Source organism: Mesorhizobium sp. W016 (genome assembly GCF_054719485.1).
Genome location: NZ_JBTTIF010000002.1, coordinates 5,486,071 through 5,503,382, shown reverse-complemented (window position 1 = coordinate 5,503,382; position 17,312 = coordinate 5,486,071). Strand labels below are relative to the sequence as shown.

16 protein-coding genes and 1 tRNA gene are annotated in these 17,312 nt (G+C 63.8%); 9 read left to right on the top strand and 8 right to left on the bottom strand.

What is annotated here, in order from left to right:
• Position 1 precedes the first annotated feature (1 nt).
• The 3 genes from ACYG9V_RS26935 to ACYG9V_RS26925 all read right to left on the bottom strand — a co-directional run bounded on the left by ACYG9V_RS26935 (position 2) and on the right by ACYG9V_RS26925 (position 4,754).
• A complete protein-coding gene (locus ACYG9V_RS26935) occupies positions 2 to 2,578 on the bottom strand; it encodes a polynucleotide kinase-phosphatase (protein ID WP_023733291.1) in 2,577 nt (858 codons plus the stop codon).
• Positions 2,575 to 4,008 (bottom strand): 3' terminal RNA ribose 2'-O-methyltransferase Hen1, encoded by a 1,434-nt coding sequence (locus ACYG9V_RS26930; protein ID WP_245260775.1) that lies wholly within the window; start codon positions 4,006 to 4,008, stop codon positions 2,575 to 2,577. The genes ACYG9V_RS26935 and ACYG9V_RS26930 overlap by 4 nt, the downstream gene beginning before the upstream one ends.
• A gap of 110 nt (positions 4,009 to 4,118) precedes the next feature.
• Positions 4,119 to 4,754 (bottom strand): FMN-dependent NADH-azoreductase, encoded by a 636-nt coding sequence (locus ACYG9V_RS26925; RefSeq protein ID WP_023672454.1) that lies wholly within the window; start codon positions 4,752 to 4,754, stop codon positions 4,119 to 4,121.
• A 109-nt stretch (positions 4,755 to 4,863) separates the two neighbouring features.
• Here ACYG9V_RS26925 and ACYG9V_RS26920 point away from each other — a divergent pair, with 109 nt between their 5' ends.
• Positions 4,864 to 5,820: a LysR family transcriptional regulator gene (locus ACYG9V_RS26920; RefSeq protein WP_023748198.1), complete on the top strand. Its 957-nt coding sequence runs from the start codon at positions 4,864 to 4,866 to the stop codon at positions 5,818 to 5,820.
• Here ACYG9V_RS26920 and ACYG9V_RS26915 read toward each other — a convergent pair.
• On the bottom strand, positions 5,753 to 6,379 hold the full coding sequence (locus ACYG9V_RS26915) for a TetR/AcrR family transcriptional regulator (RefSeq protein WP_023748199.1): 627 nt from the start codon (positions 6,377 to 6,379) through the stop codon (positions 5,753 to 5,755). The genes ACYG9V_RS26920 and ACYG9V_RS26915 overlap by 68 nt on opposite strands.
• A 66-nt stretch (positions 6,380 to 6,445) precedes the next feature.
• On the opposite strand from ACYG9V_RS26915, the gene ACYG9V_RS26910 reads away from it, so the two are divergent.
• Both ACYG9V_RS26910 and ACYG9V_RS26905 read left to right on the top strand, forming a co-directional pair.
• Positions 6,446 to 6,871 carry a VOC family protein gene (locus ACYG9V_RS26910; RefSeq protein WP_023691511.1) on the top strand — a complete coding sequence of 142 codons (426 nt, stop codon included), beginning with the start codon at positions 6,446 to 6,448 and terminating at the stop codon, positions 6,869 to 6,871.
• A 94-nt stretch (positions 6,872 to 6,965) separates the two neighbouring features.
• Positions 6,966 to 7,877 (top strand): arginase family protein, encoded by a 912-nt coding sequence (locus ACYG9V_RS26905; protein WP_352762285.1) that lies wholly within the window; start codon positions 6,966 to 6,968, stop codon positions 7,875 to 7,877.
• A gap of 4 nt (positions 7,878 to 7,881) precedes the next feature.
• Here ACYG9V_RS26905 and ACYG9V_RS26900 read toward each other — a convergent pair whose 3' ends face one another.
• On the bottom strand, positions 7,882 to 8,832 hold the full coding sequence (locus tag ACYG9V_RS26900; RefSeq protein WP_352446394.1) for a S1C family serine protease: 951 nt from the start codon (positions 8,830 to 8,832) through the stop codon (positions 7,882 to 7,884).
• Between the two features lie 169 nt (positions 8,833 to 9,001).
• Here ACYG9V_RS26900 and ACYG9V_RS26895 point away from each other — a divergent pair, with 169 nt between their 5' ends.
• The 3 genes from ACYG9V_RS26895 to ACYG9V_RS26885 all read left to right on the top strand — a co-directional run bounded on the left by ACYG9V_RS26895 (position 9,002) and on the right by ACYG9V_RS26885 (position 11,576).
• On the top strand, positions 9,002 to 9,874 hold the full coding sequence (locus ACYG9V_RS26895) for a S1C family serine protease (protein WP_352461910.1): 873 nt from the start codon (positions 9,002 to 9,004) through the stop codon (positions 9,872 to 9,874).
• Between the two features lie 8 nt (positions 9,875 to 9,882).
• Complete coding sequence (locus tag ACYG9V_RS26890; RefSeq protein WP_352446398.1) at positions 9,883 to 10,590, top strand: helix-turn-helix transcriptional regulator; 708 nt, start codon at positions 9,883 to 9,885, stop codon at positions 10,588 to 10,590.
• A gap of 119 nt (positions 10,591 to 10,709) precedes the next feature.
• Positions 10,710 to 11,576, top strand: a complete 867-nt coding sequence (locus ACYG9V_RS26885) for an SDR family oxidoreductase (protein ID WP_023697090.1) — start codon at positions 10,710 to 10,712, stop codon at positions 11,574 to 11,576.
• Positions 11,577 to 11,706: 130 nt separating this feature from the next.
• Here the strand turns inward: ACYG9V_RS26885 and ACYG9V_RS26880 are convergent, their stop codons facing one another.
• Positions 11,707 to 12,222 carry a TIGR00645 family protein gene (locus ACYG9V_RS26880; protein ID WP_023672463.1) on the bottom strand — a complete coding sequence of 172 codons (516 nt, stop codon included), beginning with the start codon at positions 12,220 to 12,222 and terminating at the stop codon, positions 11,707 to 11,709.
• 326 nt (positions 12,223 to 12,548) lie between these two features.
• Positions 12,549 to 14,759: an OmpA family protein gene (locus ACYG9V_RS26875; RefSeq protein WP_352762284.1), complete on the bottom strand. Its 2,211-nt coding sequence runs from the start codon at positions 14,757 to 14,759 to the stop codon at positions 12,549 to 12,551.
• Between the two features lie 202 nt (positions 14,760 to 14,961).
• Here ACYG9V_RS26875 and ACYG9V_RS26870 point away from each other — a divergent pair, with 202 nt between their 5' ends.
• Together ACYG9V_RS26870 and ACYG9V_RS26865 are read left to right on the top strand one after the other, a co-directional pair.
• Positions 14,962 to 15,408, top strand: coding sequence for a YcgN family cysteine cluster protein (locus ACYG9V_RS26870; protein ID WP_023672465.1), 447 nt, complete (start codon positions 14,962 to 14,964; stop codon positions 15,406 to 15,408).
• A gap of 220 nt (positions 15,409 to 15,628) precedes the next feature.
• The gene (locus tag ACYG9V_RS26865) at positions 15,629 to 15,973 is read left to right on the top strand and encodes a hypothetical protein (RefSeq protein WP_023672466.1); all 345 of its coding nucleotides are present in this window, start codon (positions 15,629 to 15,631) and stop codon (positions 15,971 to 15,973) included.
• Between the two features lie 268 nt (positions 15,974 to 16,241).
• Here the strand turns inward: ACYG9V_RS26865 and ACYG9V_RS26860 are convergent, their stop codons facing one another.
• Positions 16,242 to 16,952, bottom strand: coding sequence for an SIMPL domain-containing protein (locus ACYG9V_RS26860; protein WP_460222043.1), 711 nt, complete (start codon positions 16,950 to 16,952; stop codon positions 16,242 to 16,244).
• 134 nt (positions 16,953 to 17,086) lie between these two features.
• Here ACYG9V_RS26860 and ACYG9V_RS26855 point away from each other — a divergent pair.
• Positions 17,087 to 17,162: transfer RNA gene (locus ACYG9V_RS26855), tRNA-Ile, on the top strand.
• The last annotated feature ends 150 nt before the right edge of the window (positions 17,163 to 17,312 follow it).

Genomic DNA, 17,312 nt, shown 5'->3' with positions numbered 1-17,312 from the left:
CCTACAGCCTCGGATCGATTGGCTCGCTCTCCAGCGCCAGGACGCCGAAAACACACTCGTGAACACGTCGCAGCGGTTCCTTGGCGACAAACCGCTTCAGTGCCTCGTGACCGAGCGCGAACTCTCTGAGCGCCAGGCTGCGCTTGCCACCCAAGCCTCGTTCGCGCAGGCGCACGAGATTGTCCGGCGCATCGTATTCGGGGCCATAGATAATGCGAAGATACTCCTGGCCGCGCACTTTCAGCGCCGGTTGCATGAGCCCCTTCTTGTTTCGGCTGACGAAGTCGTGCGGCTTCACTACCATCCCTTCGCCGCCTGAGTCGGTCAGCGTCTCCCACCAGGCGACGGCCTCCGCACAAGAACCGGCATCGGCCAGGTCAACCATCCGCCATTGCGTTCGCGTTACCACGCCGCCCCCGGCAGCCAGACGGTCCGCAAGCGTCATGTGCCAAACGTGGTTCTGGTCGTACCAGACGCATCCCTCACTTGCCAGCAGGTGGAACGGCGCGACCTTCAGGTCGTCGACGCCCGAGACCGGCCACACGTAAGGCGCCCAGGCAGTGGCGTATCTGGCGGCACGCGCGGCGCGGTCCTCAATGCGAGCCTTGAGCGCGGCCGTATCCACGCCGCGTGCCATCGCACGGGCCAGCGCTTCGCGGCTGGCCTGGAGCCCAGCGGCCGCAGACGTTGCCACTGGGGCGTACTGGCTTTCAATCAGGCTGCTTGCCTTGGCCGACCATGGCATGATCTCGGTGTCCAGCAGCAACCAGTCGCTGTTCAATTCCTGCCATAGATCCGCAGCGTCGACGCTGGCGCGCAGGCGATTGAGCAGGCGCTCCGTCATGCCGCTGTCGCTGAAAAAGGAGCGTCCGGTCCGGGTCCAGATCGCGCCTGTCTCGTCGCCAGATACCCCGAACCGGTCGCGCGCCGTCTGCGCGTTTCGGCACAGAGCGATGACTGCCCGCGAACCCATGTGCTTCTCTTCGCACAGGATTTGGGTGACGCCACGCTCGCGGAAATGACTGAGAGCTTCCTCGGGGCGTTCCAGCCAGCCGGCTTGGCTGCTGGTCTCGGATGGCGACATTGTCGGCGGCAGATATACCAGCCACTGCGGCGACAGCGCGAAGCGGCTCATCACCTCAAGTGCCGCCGACGCGTTCTCCTCGGCCACGACAACCCTGCCTTTCAGTTCGGTCTCGATCCAGCGTCGCCCAGAGACATCCTGATAGTCGAGCACGCCGTCGGCATCGGCCTGTGCCGATTTGCCAAGGCCCGGTCCGCCGAGGGGACGCACGGGTTCGGACCAGGTCTCGACTGCCGGCACGTCGACCAGTTCGCGTTCCGGCCAGCGCAAGGCAGTCAGCTTGCCGCCGAACACGCAGCCGGTGTCGATGCAAAGCGTGTTGTTGACCCACTCCGCCAACAGCACCGGCGTGTGCCCGTATACTACGCTGGTTTTGCCCCGATAGGCGGCTGCCCAGTCGGCACGGACGGGCAGGCCAAATTCGTCGATTTCGCCCGTGGTTTCGCCATAGAGGGCGAACTCGCGCACCGCGCCGGAACCGCGCCCGATCATCTCTTCCTTGAGTCCGGCATGTGCCACGGCGAGGCGTCCGCCGTCCAGCCAGACGTGGCTGCGCAGGCTGTCGAGGAAGGCCGGCAAAGCCTCTCGCAGGCCGCGATCCTGAGCGTCCAACTGGTCGATGGTTTGCTGCAGGCCGTGGGCGATCGTGACCTTGCGGCCTTCCAGCCAGCGGCTGAGTTTGCGTTCGTGATTGCCCTGGACACAGTAGGCGGTTCCCGCCGCGACCATGCTCATGGCGATGCGCAAGACGTCGGGCACGTTGGGACCACGATCGACGAGGTCGCCGACAAAGACGATCTTGCGGCCTTCTGGCGGCGTTACAGTGACGGTCCGATCACCATGGCCGTCGGACCAGGCGATGCTGTAACCGAGCTGACAGAACAAGGTCTGAAGTTCGTCGGCGCAACCATGGACATCACCTATGACGTCGAAAGGACCGCAATCGTCGCGCTTGTCGGTCCATAATGGCTGACGCGAGACCTTGGCCGCGTCGATACTGGCCTCGCCGGTGAGCTTCCAGACCTGACGGAAACCTTCGCGTTGCAGGCCGCCGAGGCCCTTGCGAATTTCGTTCGTCATGCGCTGGGCAACGCCGGCGCCGAAGGGACGATCGGCTCGTAGCGCGTTGCGGGCGACGCAAACATCAACACCCGGATCGATGACCACGGCGACCGGCAAAGCGTGCCATTTGCGCGCCAGCTCGACCCACGCCTTGCGATCAGCGGGTCGCACATTGGTCGCGTCGATGACGGCCAGCTTTCGATGCTTGAGCCGTTTGCCGGCGATTTCGCGCACCAAATCAAAAGCGTCGGCCGAGACATCCTGATCAGTCTCGTTGTCGCTGACGAACGCGCGGCAGCGATCCGACGAGATGATTTCGGTCGGCAGGAAGTGCCTGGCGGCGAAGGTCGACTTGCCCGATCCCGTCGAGCCGATCAGCACGACGAGGGCGAAGTCAGGGATGGTGAGGTCGGTCTTGTCTGGCTCTCTCATCGGGTGAACACCGCCATCTGCGTCGGCGCGCCGAGCACGGGGTCCACGGCTCCGATGCCACTTAAGGCGGCGCTATAGCCATAGATCTCGCCGATCCTGGCCGCCCAGGCTTCAAACCGAACCCGGCCCCATTCGAAACGGTGATCCGGATGGCGAAAAGCGCCGGCGGCCAGACTGGGGAACAAGGGGTTGTAGTCAGCGTTCGGCGTAGTCACGATCACGAATTTTGGCGCTGTCTCGCCGAAGATAATACGCTCGATCATTGGCAGCCGGTCTTCGTCGAGATGTTCGATGACCTCGACCAGCACCGCGACGTCGGCTTCCGCCCATCGGCTGTCGCGATATGTCAGCGATCCGTGCAGCAGCGTGACCCGGTCTTCAGGCGGTCCCCCGAACTCGTTCAGTTTGAGACGCTTGGCGGCCCATTCCAGTTCACGAATAGCGGGGTCGAGCCCGAACAGCTTGTGGACCCATTTTTCGCGCACGAGCCGATAGAGCAGCTTGCCTTCGCCACACCCCAAATCTGCAACACTGGTCCCTCCGGTCGCCCGAATGGCTTGCACCACGGCGTCCATGCGCAGGTCGTTCAGCCGGATGGGCGCCTCCAGCGCTTGCTCAGGTGCAGCCCAGGCCTCGGGGGGTAGGACCTCATTGGCCGTCTCCGGAGCCAGCCGCTCCAGGGCGATGCGGGCCAACGCACCTCGGTTGCGCAGATAACGGCGCACGATCAGGTCTTTGGCTGGGTGGTTTTCCAGCCAGCCCTCGCCCTTGGACAGCAGCTTGTCAATCTCGGCCTCGCCCACCCAGTAGTGCTTGGTGTCGTCCATCACCGGGATCAGGACATAAAGGTGGTTGAGCAGGCTGCTTAGGCGGCCGGTGCCAGTCAGCCTCAGATGACCGTATCGTGGTCCACCCGCGCCAGATCCGACAGTTTCGACCGGCGCCAGGTTGACGGTCCATCCCAGCGGTTCGAATAGATCTCGAACCAGGGCCTCGCCGCCACGCATCGGCAGCGGGGTCACCACAGCTTCGAGCGGGAGGTCGCTATCGGCCAGTTGCTGGCGCTCCTTCGAGATGCCGGTCATCGCTGTCCGCAGTACCTTGTTCAAAGCCACAGACAGAAATGACGATGCCGTATAAGGTCGGTCGTTTACATATTGATCCAGCAAGCCCTCTGCCTGGCCTTTGCCCCGAACGAGCCCTATCGGATCGACATCGAGCAGAAGCACAGCCTCACAACGCTCATCGGTCGCCTCCGGATAGAACAGCCAGGCCTTGCCGAAGGATAGGTCAGTCTCGTGCAGACGTTCGGGATGCTTGTGCAGCAAGAAGCCGAGATCTGTGGCTGGATGATGGGTTGTCGCGACGGAAAGGAACATCAGCGACCGATAACGCAGACAGGCCGAATAACCAATGGCGTTGCGCGGCAATCTAGTAACGCGATAGATCCGTTTTCGACACGCAACCTATCGCGCCGCCTGACAAGGAAAAAGGCAGGCGCCGAAGCGCCTGCCTTTTCAATGCGAATGACGGGGTGTGCTTACGCGGCGATTTGCGCGCTCGCGGTCTTGGCCACCACGGCATCGACCTTGGCCGTCGCATTGGCGAGCGCGGCGGTGACGGCATCAGGGCCCATGCCGACGCCTTCGATGCGGATGACGTCGACATCGGTCATGCCGAGAAAGCCGAGCACGCCGCGCAGATAGGGGATGGCGTGATCGAACTGCACGGCCGCACCTTCGGAATAGATGCCGCCCGAGGCGAGTACGATATAGACCTTCTTGCCGGTGACGAGGCCCTTGGGACCACCCTCGCCATAAGAGAAGCTCTTGCCGGAGCGGGAGATGTGATCGACCCAGGACTTCAGGGTCGAGGAGATGTTGAAGTTGATGAAGCCGGTGGCCAGGATCACGGTGTCGGCTGCGAACAGTTCGTCAAGCACGATGTCGGAGACGCCGACGACTTCGGCCTGGCGCGGCGTGCGGGCTTCAACGGGGGTGTAGATGCCGGTCGCATAATCGGTGTCGATATGCGGCAGCGGGTTGGCCACGAGGTCGCGTACGACGAGCGTATTCGACGGGTCGGCGGCGACGAGCTTTTCAGCGAATTCGGTAGCGATACGGGTCGAGTGCGAGGCAGCGCCGCGCGGGCTCGAGGTTACAAGCAGGATAGACATAGCGGTTCTCTCCAGTGGGAATTGATTTCTCCCGCCTGATATGGGCCTACCGACCCATTCAAAAAACTGGTATATTTTCTATACGATCCATCCATAAAGTAGGTATGCCGTGCAGCCCAATCCGACGCTCGACCAATTGCAGATCCTGGTTGCGGTCGCCGACACCGGCAGCTTCTCAGCCGCCGGCCGCAAGCTTAACCGCGCGCAGTCCGTCATCAGCTACGGCATCGCCAATCTTGAAGCGCAGCTTGGCCTGAAACTGTTCGAGCGCGAGGGCACGCGCGAGCCGCAGCTGACCGAAATCGGCCGGGCGATGCTGGAGGACGCCCGGCGCATGGTCGGCGTGCTGCAGCGCATCCGTTCGCGTGCCGACGGTCACCATCAGGGGCTGGAGGCTGAAGTTGCGCTATCGGTTGACGCGGCGCTGCCCTCGCCGGTGCTGGTGCGGGTGCTGAAGGCGTTCGAGGCGCAGTTCCCGACCGTGATGATGCGACTGCATATCGGCACGCTCGGTCTGATCCCCGACCATGTCGTCAGCGGACAGTCGGATCTTGGCATCGGTGGCTTGCTGGGCGAGGTCGACGTGCATCTCGTGCGCATCGGCTTCATGTCGATCGTGCTGGCTGCCGCCCCCACCCACCCTCTGGCACTGCTGCCGAAACCGGTGGCGCTCGAGGATACGCGAGAGCACACCCAGCTGGTTGTCAGCGACCAGTCGGAACGCACCAAGGGACGCGACTTCGGCGTCTTTGCCTATCGTACATGGCGGCTGACAGATGTGCGTATCAAGCATACGTTGATGCGCGAGGGGCTGGGCTGGGGCGGGTTGCCGCGCTGGCTGATCGCGGACGATTTGGCCAGCGGCAGGCTGGTCGAACTCGACCTTGAACCTTTTAGCGAGGTGCGCTCATCGCTCTACGCCATGCACCGCGCCGACCGCAGCCCGAAACCGGCGGCGGCCTGGCTGATCGACCAGTTCAAACGCCAGCTCGGCTGCTTCAACGAGTTCGACCCGGACGACCTGCCTGAGGGCGAGCCGGAGACAGCCCATCGATCAGAGCCATGAGCACGGCGCGATAGTCTTCGGCCGAGGCGCCGGCCTCGACGGCAAGTGCTGCGCGGTCGAAGGCGGCGGCGAGCAAAGCGGTCAGCGCATCGGCAGGCAGTCTGGTCATCGACTGTTCGCGCATCGCCGCAACCAGGCCTTCGCGCAGCGACCGGTTGCCGTGGTGATTGTCGATCGCATCCATGGCGGCGCGGCCAAGCACGGCCGGCCCGTCGAGCAGCAAAAGCCGCGTGCGGCCGGGCGCGCGCATGGCGGCGAGATAGGCGTCCGAGCCGGCAATCAGCGCATTGCGGGCAAACAAAGAAGGCGGCGAGGCGCGCTCGATCTCTTGCGCCACCGCCGCCGCCTCCTGCTCGACCACGGCGGCAAACAGCGCCTGCTTGTCGGCAAAGTGGTGATAGAGCGCGCCGCGGGTGACGCCGGCGGCCGCAACGATCTCCGGCGTGCCGGTCTCGGCATAGGACTTTTCGATGAACAGTTTGCGCGCCGCGGCGATCAGGTCGGCGCGCGTCGCTTCGGTGCGGTCGCGGTTGGAGCGGCGCGGGGTTTCTCGTTGCATACATGCAGCCTGTATGTTATTTTGAATTACATGCAAACTGTATGTTGGCTGACGGGAGAAAGAAAGATGAAGACGACGAGCTATTATCCGGTGCTGATGACGGGCGACGTAGCCGGCACAAAAGCCTTCTATATCAATCACTTCCGCTTCAAGCCGCTGTTTGCGAGCGACTGGTATGTGCATCTGCAGTCTGCCGAGGATCGCCGGGTCAATCTCGGTATCGTCCAGGGCGACCACGAGACGATCCCCGAGGGGGGGCGCGGCCGCACATCGGGGCTGCTGATCAATTTCGAGGTGAGGGATCCTGATGCTGTCTATGAACGGATCGTTGCGGCCGGCCTACCGATCCTGTGCCCGCTGCGCGACGAACTCTTCGGCCAGCGCCATTTCATCACCAGGGATCCCAATGGCGTGCTGATCGACGTCATCAAGCCGATCCCGCTCAGCCCGGAATTTCAGGCGCAATTCGCGGCGGGCGCGGCGGGCGCCTGAACAATGGCAGCAAATGTCGGCAGCGGCTCCGGCCGCTGTGGCCGGACCCGCACCATGCGGTCTATGTTGGTGATGTTGAAGCTGGGCCTGCCGCATGCGTGACATCTGCCTTGTTCGTGCGCCATCCAATCTCGGCCTTCGGCCCTTGGAGCCGGGCCATGTGCCCGGCACCTGGCGTGCGCCGCAGGCGCTGAGCGAAGCTGGTTTGATCGAGTCGCTGGCGCCGGGGCGGGTGGTCGATCTCGACAGACCCGCCTACAGTACCGAACCGCAACCGGGCACTAGGCTGCGTAATGGTCCGGCGATCCGCTGCTTCAACCTCGATCTTGCCGAGATCGTCACCGGTGCGCTTGGGCAAGGCGAGTTCCCGCTGATCATCGGCGGCGACTGCTCGATCCTGCTTGGCGCACTGGTCGCCGCGCGGCGCTCGGGCGCGGTCGCCCTGGTCCATGTCGATGGCCACAGCGATTTCCGCCATCCCGGCAACTACGATGTCAATGCCTCACTCGGCTCGGTTGCCGGCATGGATCTGGCACTTGCCACCGGACGCGGCGAGGCTTTGCTGGCGCAATGGCCAGGTGTTGTCGGTCCGCTCGTCGCCGACGAGGCGGTGGTTCAGATCGGCGAACGCGAGAGCCGCGATGCCGATTTTGCCTGGCCCGACATCAATGCGACCGCCGTGACGCGCATCGACGTCTTTGCCGCGCAGGAACTCGGCGCGGCTGGAGTGTTGCAAAAAACAAGAGCGACGCTGGCGCGCGCCGGCTGTCCCTACTGGCTGCATCTCGATGTCGATGTGCTCGACCAGACGGTGATGCCGGCGGTGGATTCGCCCGGCAGCCCCGGCATCGACCCCGATGAACCCGTTGCCATTCTGTCGGCGCTGACAGCGGACCAGCGCTGCACCGGCTTGGACATGACGATCTACGATCCCGACCTCGACCCGACCGGTGACCTTGCGCGACTGCTGGTGTCGCTGCTCGGGCGGGTGCTCAACCCTCGATAAGGGCTCAACTCGCCCTTGCTACCGGCGTCACCGTCACCTGGCTGACGCCGGTGCGGCGCACCACGGTGCACAGCGTCTCGCGGCCGATGCGTTCGGCGTCGAGCATGCGCACGAGGTCGTCGACGCCGGTGACCGGGCGACCGTCTATTGACGCGATGATGTCGCCTTCCCTGAGGCCGGCCTTCGCCGCGGGTCCGTCTTTCTCGACGCTGCGCAGCCGTACCGCCGTACTGGTGGTCACCTGCGACAGAAGGGCGGCGCGGCGCGGCAAACTGGTGGTGTCGGCCGAGATGCCGATGAAGGCACGGCGCACGCGGCCGAAGCGGATGATCTCCGAAATGACGAAATTGGCGGTGTTGGAAGCGACCGCGAAGGCGATGCCTTGCGCGCCGTGGATCATGGCGGTGTTGACGCCGATGACCTCGCCTGCCGACGACACCAGCGGTCCGCCGGAATTGCCGGGATTGAGCGCGGCATCGGTCTGGATGACATCGTCGATCAGCCGCCCGGTCGAGGCGCGCATCGAACGGCCAAGTGCGGAGACCACGCCTGACGTTACGGTCCATTCGAAGCCGAGCGGATTGCCGATGGCAATGGCGATCTGGCCGCGCCGCAGCCGCTTGGAATCGCCGAGCGGCGCGACTTCGGTGAAGCTGCCATCGGCGCGCACCAGCGCGATGTCGGTGTCGGGGTCGCGGCCTAGCACACGGCCTTCGCTGGAGGCGCCGTCGGGCATAGAGACGCGCACCGTTTTGGCATCGCCAACGACATGGAAATTGGTGACGACCAGCCCGTCCGGGGTGATGACGAAGCCGGAGCCATGGCCACCTTGGCCACCGACGCGCTCGATGCGGCAGACGGCTGGGCCGATGCGGTCGACGGCGTCGGCGACTGTCGTCGAATAGGCGTCGAGCAGTGTGTCGTCGGTTTCGAACTTGTGGGCGGCGAGGGCCATTGGCGGGGCTCCGTGTTTTCAGGCGCGATGATGACTATATGTGCGGAGCGGCTCGAACTGCCGCGACCTGACCAGATGGCCAGTCAAACCAGTAACTAGCCGTCAGACGAGTACCTCCGGGCGCACTGCCGAGCGATATCTGGGGCATGAGAAAACCCAGGAGATCATCATGAGTGACTTCAACCTTAATGCATTTTCCGAGGCCATCGCCGATCTCGCCGCCAAGGCTGCGCCGGCAACGGCAAGTTTCACCACCCATCACCATCGCACCGCCAGCGCCTTCCACTGGCGTGACGGCTGTTTCGTCACCGCCGAGGAAGCTGTCGAGGCCGGTGAGGAGATCGAATTGACATTGGCTTCGGGCGAAGCGGTGAAGGCCGAACTGGTCGGTCGCGATCCGTCGACCGGCGTAGCGCTTCTGAAGCCGGCCGGCGCGGCCGCGGCGCCTGCGCTCGCCAAGGCGGATGGGGTGCGGCCGGGCAACGTCGCCATCGCTGTCGGCAGCAGTCAGGGCTCGGCGCTGGCTGTCTCGGGCTCGGTCGGCGAGGTCGGCCCCGCCTGGCGCTCGATGCGCGGCGGCACCATCGATCGGCGCATCAATCTCGCCGTCAATGCCGGCGGCCGTTTCGAGGGCGGGCCGGTGCTTGACGCCAAGGGCGCGCTGATCGGCATGCTGCTGTTTGGGCCACGTGGTCGTGCGCTGGTCATGCCTTATGAGACGATCGAGCGGGCCGTGGCGACGCTGCGTGAAAAGGGCCATGTCGCGCGCGGCTATCTCGGCGCCGGCCTGCACCCGATCCGTGACGGCGCGGCGCGCGGCGCCATGGTCATGAGCCTCGACGACAATGGTCCGGCCAAAGCCGCCGGCCTTGCGCTGGGCGACATCATCGTGGCGTGGAATGGCGAGGCCGTGCACGGCCCGCGCGAACTGATCCGAAAGCTTGGGCCGGATAGCGCGGGCGCTGCGGTGACGCTCGGCGTGGTGCGCGGCGGCGAGCAGCGCGACGTCGCGCTGACCGTCGGTGAAAAACCGCTGAGCTGAGAGGGCCGATGGAAAGCGACACGCTGACAAGGCCGGAGGCGGGTGGGCCGGAGGTGGGTGGGCCGGAGGTGGCGGGCGGCGGACGCCAGCTCGTGGTGCTGATCGCGCTGCACGATGCCGCGCGTGCCGAGCGCCTGTCAGCTTCGCTTGCCATGGCGGACGATCTGCTTCCGGTCGTAGCCGGCAGCGGGATTGCCGACGTCGCTGTCGTCGATGACGCTGTTGCGAACAGTGCGGCCTGGCTCGATCGGGCCGATGGTGGCAACAGCGCAATCCCACGGGTGCTGCTATCCGCGAGCGCTGGCCGGCCGGAAAACCGGGTGCTTGCCGTGCTGCCTTTGGCGTCGGATGCGAATCTGATCGCGGCTGCCGTCAGACTGGCGGCGGCCGGCTACCGGGTGTCCAGGGATGGGCGTTCGACGCCCGCTCGCCACGACGATTTCGATGCCGCCGCCAACGGCGGAAGCCATAGCGGGCTGTTCGGCGAGGAGCCGTTGGACGATGGCGCTACCGCCCGTCCGGCGCTGTCGCCGCGCGAGGCCGAAGTGCTGGCGCTGCTGGCCGAAGGCGCACCCAACAAGGTGATCGCGCGGCGGCTGAACATCTCCGTGCACACGGCAAAGTTCCACGTCGCCGCGATCCTGATCAAGCTGGGTGCTGCGAACCGCACGGATGCCATCGCGATCGCGATGCGGCAGGGCCTGGTGCTGGTCTAACCCCGTTTTCCGTTTGAGCCTACGTTGCGTAACCCGTTGCAGGCTGCCGAGGCCTTGCGCAGTGCATTGCCGCCGCGCAATGGTTCGCGTCAGTGATGTAGCAAGGGAGGTGCCAAGACATGTCGCTCAAGGGAAAGACGCTGTTCATCTCCGGCGGGTCGCGCGGCATCGGTCTTTCGATCGCGCTGCGAGCTGCGCGCGACGGCGCCAATGTGACGGTCGCGGCCAAGACCGCCGAGCCGCATCCGAAGCTGCCGGGCACGATCTACTCGGCAGCTGAGGAGATCGAGCAGGCCGGCGGCAAGGCGCTGCCTGTTTTGTGCGACATCCGCGAGGAGGCGCAGGTGGCTGAGGCGGTTGCCAAGACCGTCGAAAAGTTCGGCGGCATCGATATCTGCGTCAACAATGCCAGCGCCATCCAGCTCACCGGCACGCTGGAGACGGACATGAAGCGCTACGATCTGATGCACCAGATCAACACGCGCGGCACCTTCCTGGTGTCGAAAATGTGCATTCCGCACCTGAAGTTGGCAAGCAATCCTCACATCTTGAATCTGGCGCCGCCGCTCGACATGAAGGCCAAATGGTTCAAGAACCATGTCGCCTACACCATGGCCAAGTTCGGCATGTCGATGTGCACGCTGGGGATGAGCGCCGAGTTTGCCAAGGACGGCATCGCGGTCAATTCGCTGTGGCCGATCTCGACCATCGACACGGCTGCGGTGCGCAATCTGCTCGGCGGCGCGACGGTGGCGGCGATGAGCCGCTTACCCGACATCATGGCCGATGCCGCACACGCCATCTTCCTGCGGCCATCGCGCGAGACATCAGGCAATTTCTACATCGATGAAGAGGTGCTGCGGGCCGAGGGCGTGACCGATTTCGCGGTCTATGCGCCGGGCGCGACCGGGCCGCTGGCCGGCGACTTTTTCGTGCCGGACGCGGTATTTGCCAATTCGCCGACGAACGTCAAAAGCATCTACTGACGGAAATCACGGGCCGACGGCGCTGCTTCCTCATCCACCTGCCGGCGTTTTTCGAAAAACCAAGCAATTGGCTTTTCGCCCGCTGTGCGGACCAGCCTCACCTCCCCATGAACGGGGAGAAAGGGGCTCATCACTCCTCGCCCTTCTTGCCTTTGCTCAGTCCCATCAGCCGGTCGATATAGGCCAGCATCAGCGCCGAGACGACGAAAGCGAGGTGGATGATGGTCAGCCACATCAGCTGGTCGATCGTATAGGAAGACGAATTCAGGAACACCTGCAACAGGTGGATCGAGGAAATAGCGACGATGGTCGAGGCGACCTTGACCTTCAGCGAACCGACATCGATCGTACCCAGCCAGTGCACACCGCCATCCTGGTCGTCGAAGCGGCTGACGAAATTCTCGTAGCCGGAGATGATCACCATCACCACCAGCGAGGCGACAAGTGCGGCGTCGATGAGGCCGAGCATCTTCAGGATGGTGTCGGTGTCGTCGAGTGTGAAGGCGACCATGACGAACTCGTAGAGTTTTTTGCCGAAGGACAGCGCATAGACGGCGAGCGCTAGGGCCAGCCCGATGTAGAAAACCACCAGCAGCCAGCGTGAGGCGAGGATGATCGATTCGATGGCGAGTTCGAGACGTTTCATGCAGCGGTTCCGGTCAGCTTTCTGAGGTCGACTGGGGTATTTCGATCAGCTTGCCGCAGTTTGCAAGGCAAATTGCGACGCAAAAAAACCCCGCCGGGAGGGCCGGCGGGGTTCAATGCATCCCGCTGGAGTCGGGACGGGGCAGGGAACGCCCAGGCTTGAATCTGGGGAGGGCGGCCGCTCTATTCAATGAGCCGGTTCTAATACCAGTACAATTCTTGCTGAACCGGGATTGCTGTCCGCAGCTCGACCCATCCCGATCTGCCGGGATGGGTCCTTGTTGTCGATCTGATTCCAGAAAGCTGCTCAAGCCATTGGAAAGCAGATCAATTGTTACTCGCCACCGGTGCCACCAGCGAGGTGATGCGACGGATGCCGACACGGCGGTTCTCGCGGTTGGGCGCCGTGGTGTTGACCTTCAGGTATTCCTCGCCATAGCCCTGAGTGGTCAGGTTTTCCGGCGGGATCCCGAAGGCATTGGTCAGCGCTTCGGCGACAGACTCAGCGCGCCGGTCGGACAGAGCAAGGTTTGCTTCCGGCGTGCCAACCGCATCGGTGTGGCCTTCGATCAGGAAGGTTTCGGCCGGGTTCTTCTTCAACAGTTTCTCCATGGCCGTGGCGACGCCTTCCAGTTTCTGCACTTCGGTGTCGGATATCGAGGCCGAGCCGAACTCGAAGTTCAATGTATCGAGGTCGACGCGACGGGCAATGTCGCGCACGCGCGCCGAACGCTTCACTTCGTCGATGGAATAGAGGCGCTGGACCTTCTCCACCGGCGGTTGTTCGAGGAACTCGTAATAATCGTCCGGGCTTTCGACATCTTCCGAATCGAGGATGTACTCGCGGCGCGGGATGGTGAGCCGCATCGGCGGCAGGTCGTCACCGGGATCGCGCCAGTCATTGTCGTCGTCATAGCTGCGCTCGTCGACATAGCTCAGCACATATTCGTGCCCATCCGGCGTGATGCGCGATCGCCTGATGACGTCGCCATTGCGGTTGCGGATGGTGACGATCTGGATGCCATTGTCGCGCTCGACGATTTCCCGAGAGCGATCGCCCGACAGTTCCTCATAGTAAACATTCCTGGCGCCGCGGTGCATGCGCGGAGCGTCATTGCTTTCCACGACCGTCTGGTTGTTGAACTGCAGGATGACGCGGTCGCCGAGTTCCTTGACGACGTCGACGCCTTTCGGACGCCGGCGGTCGCGGACGTTCTCATCGGGTGCACGCTCGACGCGTTTGCCTTTTTCCTCCGTCACCGGGGCGATCTTTTCTGGCTGAATTGCCTGCTGAGCTGACTTGTCGTCGGTGGGCGGCGGTCCCTGGTCGACCGGAGCCGGCTTCGGGGCTTGCGCCTCGGTGCCGCCCTGCGCGGGCTGCTCGCCCGTCTGGCCGCCAGCATTCTGGCCGTTCCCATTTTGGCCGTTCCCATTTTGGCCGTCGCCATTCTGGCTGTTGCCGCCCTGGTCCTTGCGGTGCTTGCGCCTGGCATCCTTCTGGCTGTCCAGGATGGGTGCTTCGTCGGGGTTGGCCGTGGCTTCGCCTTGCGCCGGCGTCTCACGTTGCGCGGGCTGCTCGGCATTGGCCGGTTGCTCCGCAGGCTGTGGTTCACCGGTCGCAGGCTGCTGTTCGCCCGTCACCGGCTGTTCGCCGACAGTTTTTTTGCCGTGCTTTTTCGCCTGATCCTTCGGCTGTTCACCTTCGGCGGGAGCCGCTTGCTGATCGGCCGGGGGCTGAATTGGCTCGGCCTGCGGCGCGGGCTCTCCGGCAGGCGCAACTTTGACGTCTGGCGCTTTGTCGGCAGGCGCGGCCTCAATCTGCTGATCCTGCTTGCGCTTTTTCTTGCCCGACTTGTTGTCGTTTGCCGGCGCCACCTGTTCGGTGGGCGCTGCCTGCTCGGCAGGCTGCTGGGCCGGCTGTTCAGCGGGCGCCGCTTCGATCTGCTGTTGGTCGCGCTTCTTCTTGCGTGGCTTTAGCGGCTGTTCTTCATTTGCCGGAGCTACCTGTTCGGCCGGTTGTTCAGCCGGTGCTGCCTCGATCTGCTGCTGGTCACGCTTCTTCTTGCGTGGCTTGAGCGGCTGCTCATCGGTCGCCGGCGCTGCCTGGGCGCCGCCCTCATCCGCAGGCGCCGCCTCGATCTGCTGCTGTTGATTGCGCTTCTTTTTGCGCGGCTGCTGTTCCTCGGCGGCAGGTGCGGCCTGTTCGGCCGGGGCCTGCTCGGTCTGCTGCTGATCCCGCTTCTTCCTGCGCGGCTGTTGTTCCTCGGCGGCAGGGGCGGGTTGCTCTGCAGCCGGTGCAGGCTGCTCGGCGGCCGGCGCTGCCTGTTCGGCCTGCTGGCGTTTCTTTTTGCGCGGCAGTTCCTGGTCGGTCTGCTGACCATCTGCAGCAGGGTCGTCCTGGACCAGGATCAGTGGCGCGGCCGTGTGCTGCAAGGCGCCGAAAACGGCGTTGCCCTGCAACGGGGATGCGCCCAACGGCGCGGATGCCATAAGCAGGCCAAGTGCCGTACCTGCCAGTACCCGTGGTTGGCGTTTCATCTTAAATTCTCCTTGTGGGGTCCCATCCCTGCCCAAACTGTCCTTGACCGGATTGGTTCCGGTTTGCAGGCATTACCCGCACCCAAGGACGATTGACCGGCGTTTTGAAGGCAACTTCATGTTTTTCCTATGGTGCGGCCGCAACTTGAAGTCACACAACAGCTTGACCTTGCCGCATGCGGAGGCCACATCTCGACCCATAATGGAAACGCCGTTCTGGAAGACCAAGACGCTGGAAGCGATGACGCCCACCGAGTGGGAATCGCTGTGCGACGGCTGCGGAAAATGCTGCCTGTCTAAACTCGAGGACGAGGATACCGGCGAGATCTACTGGACATCAGTCGGCTGCCGGCTGTTCGATGGGCAAAGCTGCCGCTGTTCGGACTATGCCAACCGGCTGGCGCGCGTGCCGGACTGTGTCGGGCTGACGCCGCAGAATGTGCGCACCATCACGTGGCTGCCGAAAACCTGTGCCTACCGGCTGGTTGCCGAGGGGCACGACCTCTATTGGTGGCACAGGCTGGTGTCGGGAAGTGCCGAGACCGTTCATGATGCCGGCATCTCCATGCGCGGCCGCGTCCGCGCCAGTGAGACCGATCTGGCCGAGCCGGACGATTATTTCGACTATATGCTCGACGACGAGCCCTGAGCATTCTGGAACGGACGTTGCCATAGGGCGTTCCGCGCCATTGGACGTTTTTGACGGTCAGGATCGTTTGCAGCGGTGGAAGGGGCGGTTGCTTTTGACCTGTCGGGCAGATTAACCGAAAATGAACGGCCGGTTCGCGAAGAGTTCAGATTGCAAGGAGCATTCTCCCCCCATCGGTTCGACCAAGACGGGCGCAAGCCCTCAACAAGGAGAGAAGACAATGTTCAACTCATTCAAGACGGCAGCCCTTTCGGGTCTCGTAGCTCTCGGCACCCTTGCCGCAGTGCCCGCCCAGGCGGACTCGATCTATCTCGGCTTCGGCAACAACCATGACCGCCGCGTCGGCGTCTACACCGGCGACGATGAGGACGGCTTTCGCCGTGACCGCAATTGGCGCCGCTGCTCGCCGGACCGCGCCCTCGACAAGGCCGAGCGCATGGGCCTGCACCGCGTCCGCATCGTCGATGTCAATCGCCGCGTGGTGAAGGTCGCCGGCCGCCAGTATGGCGATCGCGTAGTGGTCGTGTTCGCCAATGAGCGCGGCTGCCCGGTTATCTATCGCTAAGAGAACCAGACTGATCTTCTGCGAAGATCAGTCTGGGATACGACCTTCTGCGAAGGTCGATCCGGAGGCATGTTCCTCTGCCAGGATCAGCCTGGAGTACCTGGAGTAGCGGCATGACCCTTCTAGGGTCAGCCAGGAGCCCCTTTCCCTCCGCGGAAAGGTGCGGCTCGAAAAAACCCCGGAGGCCAGTCCTCCGGGGTTTTTCATGTCGGAAATCTGCGGTTCCGGCCGACGGGTTCAGCAGAACCGCGCCCAGCCCGGCGGCCTGCTACTTAAGCTCGAATGTCACTGTTACCTGCACGGCGTAGGCATTCTCGCCGGCCTGCACGGGAACCGCGGCGCCTGCCGCATCGAAGGCCTTTGCATCGATCGGCATCGGCGCCGGCGCAACGTTCTGGTCGGTGATTTCCAGCACCCGGCCTATGCTGACGCCGGCGGCTTCGGCCAGCGTCTTGGCCTTGGCCATGGCATCGGCGACCGCCTTCTTGCGGGCTTCGGTGACGGCAGCTTTCGGATCCTCGTTGGAGAACGAAATGCCTCCGCCCTGATTGACGCCGAGCGACACAGCCTTGTCGAGAATCTCACCTGTTTTGTCGATGTCGCGGATGCGCACCGAGAGTGTGTTGGTCACCTGGTAGGCGACAAGCTCGGCTTCCTGGCTGCCGTCCGGTTTGTTGGTGTAGTTGTAACGCGGGTTGATCTGGATGCCGGCGGTCTGCAGGTCGCGGTCCTTGATCCCTGCCGACTTCATTGCCGCGATCACGGCGGCCATGGCGTCGTTGTTGGCGTCGAGTGCCGCGCGTGCGGTCTTGGCCTCGCGCATGACGCTGAGCGTCAGCAGCGCCAGGTCAGGCGCCACGGTCGACTGGCCTTCACCCGACACGATGATGCGGGGCGGGGGCAGCGAATTGGCAGCGCTTGCCATCGCCGGAAAAGCGATCGCGGCGGCAAGTGCGAGCGGCAAAATATGTCTGGTCATGAAAATCTCCTCGGTGTGCGATCCAGTCGCGCCTGTCGACTAGGGCGCGAATATGGGCTGATTTGGGCGATCTCGGCCAGCCCGTCCGGAAAGCCTTGTGCCGCGCAAGGAAAAACACTAATCCAGCGCGCGTGGGGCCTGTAGCTCAATGGTTAGAGCCGGCGGCTCATAACCGCTTGGTTGGGGGTTCGAGTCCCTCCGGGCCCACCATTCAGTCCGCCCGATTTCCGGGTTTTTCATCCGTCTCAGGATAGCGTCGACATTTCCGTAGGTTAGCGGCGGGTTGTCCGCAACACTTGGCTGAGACGCCGGGGTGAGCGCGCAAAACACCTGATTTTTGGTGATCCGTCTCAGTCGGGT